Consider the following 3429-nt stretch of genomic DNA (forward strand, 5'->3'; position numbering starts at 1 on the left):
CTGTCGGCGCGCCGGGACGTCGGCGCGGGCGTGCTGCCGCCGCGGCTCGGCAGGCCCGGCGCCACGGCGCGGCTGTCGGGGCCGGTCGGCCTCGCCTGGCGGCTGCAGAGCCGCGCCCTGTACGGCTGGCTCGCCGGCTTCCTCGCGCTCGGCATCGTCTACGGCGCCGTCGCGGGCGGGGTGCGGGAGATGGTGGACGACAACCCCGACCTCGCGGAGATCTTCACCCGGCTCGGCGGCAAGAGCGGGATCACCGACGCCTACTTCGCGTCCGTCATGGGCATGCTCGGCCTGTTCGCCGCCGCCTACGCGGTGTCGGCCACGCTGCGGCTGCGCACCGAGGAGAGCGGGCAGCGCGCCGAACCGCTGCTCGCCACCGGGACGGGACGGCTGCGCTGGGCGGCGAGCCACCTGCTGTTCACGCTGCTCGGCCCGGTCGCCGCGATGATCGTCGCCGGGCTGGCCGCCGGGGTGGCGCACGGCCTGGACAGCGGCGACCCGGGCCGGGAGGTGCCGCGGGTGCTCGGCGCCGCGCTGGCGCAGCTGCCCGCCGTCTGGCTGATCGCCGCGATCGCGCTCGCGCTGTTCGGGCTGGTCCCCGGCCTGACGGCGGGCGGCGCCTGGACCGCCGTCGCCGTGTGCGCGATGGTGACGCTCTTCGGCGCCGCGCTCGACCTCGACCAGTGGGCCCTGGACGTCTCGCCGTTCACCCACATCCCGAAGCTCCCCGGAGCGTCGTTCGAGGCCGCGCCCATGCTCTGGCTCCTCGCGCTCACCGCCGTACTGGCGGCGGCGGGCCTGGCCGGGTTCCGCCGCCGGGACCTCGCCACGCGCTGAGCGGTCACCGCGCCGACGTGGTCGCCGGGCCTTACCATGGCCCGGTGACTACGCCGAAACCCCTCGCCGTCTGCGTGTTCTGCTCGTCCAGCGGGAAGATCGACCGCCGCTACACCGACCTCGCCGCCGAGGCCGGCGCCGAGCTGGCCCGGCGCGGCCACAGCCTGGTCAGCGGCGGCGCCCAGGTGTCGTGCATGGGCGCCGTCGCCCGCGCCGCGCGGGCCGGCGGCGCCCGGACCGTCGGGGTGATCCCCGAGGGCCTGGTCAGCGTCGAGATCTCCGACGAGGACAACGACGAGCTGATCGTCACGCCGGACATGCGCACCCGCAAGGGCGAGATGGACCGGCGCAGCGACGCGTTCCTCATCCTGCCCGGCGGCATCGGCACGCTGGAGGAGCTGTTCGAGGTGTGGACGGCCCGGGTCCTCGCGATGCACGAGAAGCCCGTCGTCATCCTCGACCCGACCGGCGTGTACGAGCCGCTGCGCGAGCTGATGAAGGGCCTCACCGAGCAGGGCTTCGCCCGCCCCAAGATCTGGGACGCCATCGGCTGGACGGCCACCGTCCCCGAGGCGTTCGACCTCCTGGAGCGGACGCAGCCCCGCATCGACTTCTCGCCGGAGGACTACGCCGAGACCCAGCTCTAGTCGCTGCGGGGGGACGGCCCCCCACGCCCCCGCAGGGCTCTCAGTCGTGCTTGCGGCCCGGCATGTTCTCGTACATCTCGGTGAGCTTCTGCCGGAAGCCGCGGGCGGCCATCCCGATCTTCTGCGGGTCCTTGAGGCCGGCCTTGAAGGTCTTCTTCGCCTGATCCTTCATGATGTGCGGCGGGATCGGGGCGATCTCGTCGTCCACCACGAACTCCAGCACCACGGGCCGGTCGCTGGCGAGCGCCTCCTTCCAGGCGTCGGTGACCTTCTTGGGCTTGTCGCAGTAGACGCCCTTGAGCCCGCACAGCTCGGCGTACTTGGCGTACGGGAAGTCCGGGATGCTCTGCGAGCCCTCGTACTTGGGGTCGCCGCCCATCGCGCGCTGCTCCCAGGTGACCTGGTTGAGGTCCTGGTTGTTGAACACGGCGAAGACGAGCGGCGGGGAGCCGCCGAGGCGTTCGGCGTACCGCTTGACGGTGAGCATCTCGTTCATGCCGTTCATCTGGAACGCGCCGTCCCCGACGAAGCAGATCACCGGGCGGTCCGGGTAGGCGAACTTGGCCGCGATCGCGTACGGGACGCCGGGCCCCATCGTGGCGAGCGTGCCCGACAGCGACGCCTGCATCCCGTCGCGGAGCTTGATGTGCCGCGCCCACCAGTTGGTCGCCGACCCCGAGTCGGCGGTGAGGATCGCGCCGTCCGGCAGCAGCGGCGACACCTCGTGCGCCACCGCCTGCGGGTTGACCTTGCCCTCGAAGCTCTGCCCGGCGCGCTTGGCCATCACCTTGTCCCAGGCGCGGACGTTCTCCTCGATCTGGTCGCGCCAGGAGCGGTCCTTCTTGCGCTCCAGTAGCGGGATCAGCTCGCGCAGGGTCTCCTTGGCGTCCCCGACGACGTGCGCGTCCATCGGGTAGCGGATGCCGATCATGCGGCCGTCGATGTCGATCTCGACGCCCTTGCAGCTGCCCTCGTCCGGCAGCCACTCCGCGTACGGGAAGCTCGTGCCGATCATGAACAGGGTGTCGCAGTTCATGATCATCTCATCGCTGGCCTTGGAGCCGAGCAGGCCGATCGGCCCGGTGACGAACGGCAGGTCGTCCGGCACCACCTCGCGGCCGAGCAGCGCCTTGGCGATGCCGGCGCCGAGCAGTTCGGCCGTCTCGACCAGCTCCGCCCGCGCGCCCGCCGCGCCCTGCCCGACGAGCATCGCGACCTTCTCGCCCTCGTTGAGGATCTGCGCCGCCTTGTGCAGCTCCTCCTTGTTCGGCAGGATCCGCGGCTTGCTCCACCCCACGCTGGAGTACACCGAGCCGTGCTCCTTCGGCGGCGACGGCACCGCCTCCGACTCCTGGACGTCCTCCGGGATGATGATCGTGGCGACGCCCCGCGTCGTCAGCGCCGTCTTGAACGCGCGGTCGATGACGTGCCGCATCTGGCCCGGCGCCATGACGATCTGGCAGAACTCCGACACGTCGGAGAACAGGTTCTCCAGGTTCACCTCCTGCTGGTAGTGGGTGCCCTGGGAGAGCCGCTTCTGCTGCCCGACGATCGCGACGACCGGCTGGTGGTCCAGCTTGGCGTCGTACAGCCCGTTCAGCAGGTGGATCGCGCCCGGACCGGACGTCGCCGCGCAGACGCCGACCTCGCCGGTGAACTTGGCGTGCGCGCACGCCATGAACGCGGCCATCTCCTCGTGCCGCGTCTGGATGAACTCGGGATGCCCCTCGGCGCGGTCGAACGCGCCGAGCAGCCCGTTGATGCCGTCGCCCGGGTACCCGTAGACCCGCTCCACGCCCCACTCGGTCAGCCGGTGGAGGACGTAGTCGGCCACTTGCTCCGCCATGCCTGTCTCCTCTCGCTCGTCGTGCCCCGTCGGCGCCGCCGGGCGCCGGTCAGCGCCGCAGCAGCCGCGCCGCGCCGACGGCCGCGCCCGCGGCGGCTC

The 3429-nt window shown here is 72.1% G+C and carries 2 protein-coding genes and 1 pseudogene; 2 read left to right on the forward strand and 1 reads right to left on the reverse strand.

What is annotated here, in order from left to right; translation table 11 throughout:
* Positions 1-837: pseudogene (locus AB0K34_RS46200) on the forward strand (ABC transporter permease); the annotation flags it as partial.
* 44 nt (positions 838-881) lie between these two features.
* The gene (locus tag AB0K34_RS46205) at positions 882-1484 is read left to right on the forward strand and encodes a TIGR00730 family Rossman fold protein (protein WP_240808303.1); all 603 of its coding nucleotides are present in this window, start codon (positions 882-884) and stop codon (positions 1482-1484) included.
* Positions 1485-1524: 40 nt separating this feature from the next.
* On the opposite strand, the gene AB0K34_RS46210 is transcribed toward AB0K34_RS46205, so the two are convergent.
* Complete coding sequence (locus tag AB0K34_RS46210) at positions 1525-3330, reverse strand: thiamine pyrophosphate-requiring protein (protein ID WP_138639669.1); 1806 nt, start codon at positions 3328-3330, stop codon at positions 1525-1527.
* Positions 3331-3429 lie beyond the last annotated feature (99 nt).

This window comes from Actinomadura sp. NPDC049382, assembly GCF_040677125.1.
Taxonomy (GTDB): Bacteria; Actinomycetota; Actinomycetes; order Streptosporangiales; family Streptosporangiaceae; genus Spirillospora; species Spirillospora geliboluensis.

What these genes read in the sequence shown, in the direction of transcription:
- AB0K34_RS46210 (WP_138639669.1), bottom strand. Translation starts at nt 3,330, where the DNA reads ATGGCGGAGCAAGTGGCCGACTACGTCCTCCACCGGCTGACCGAGTGG.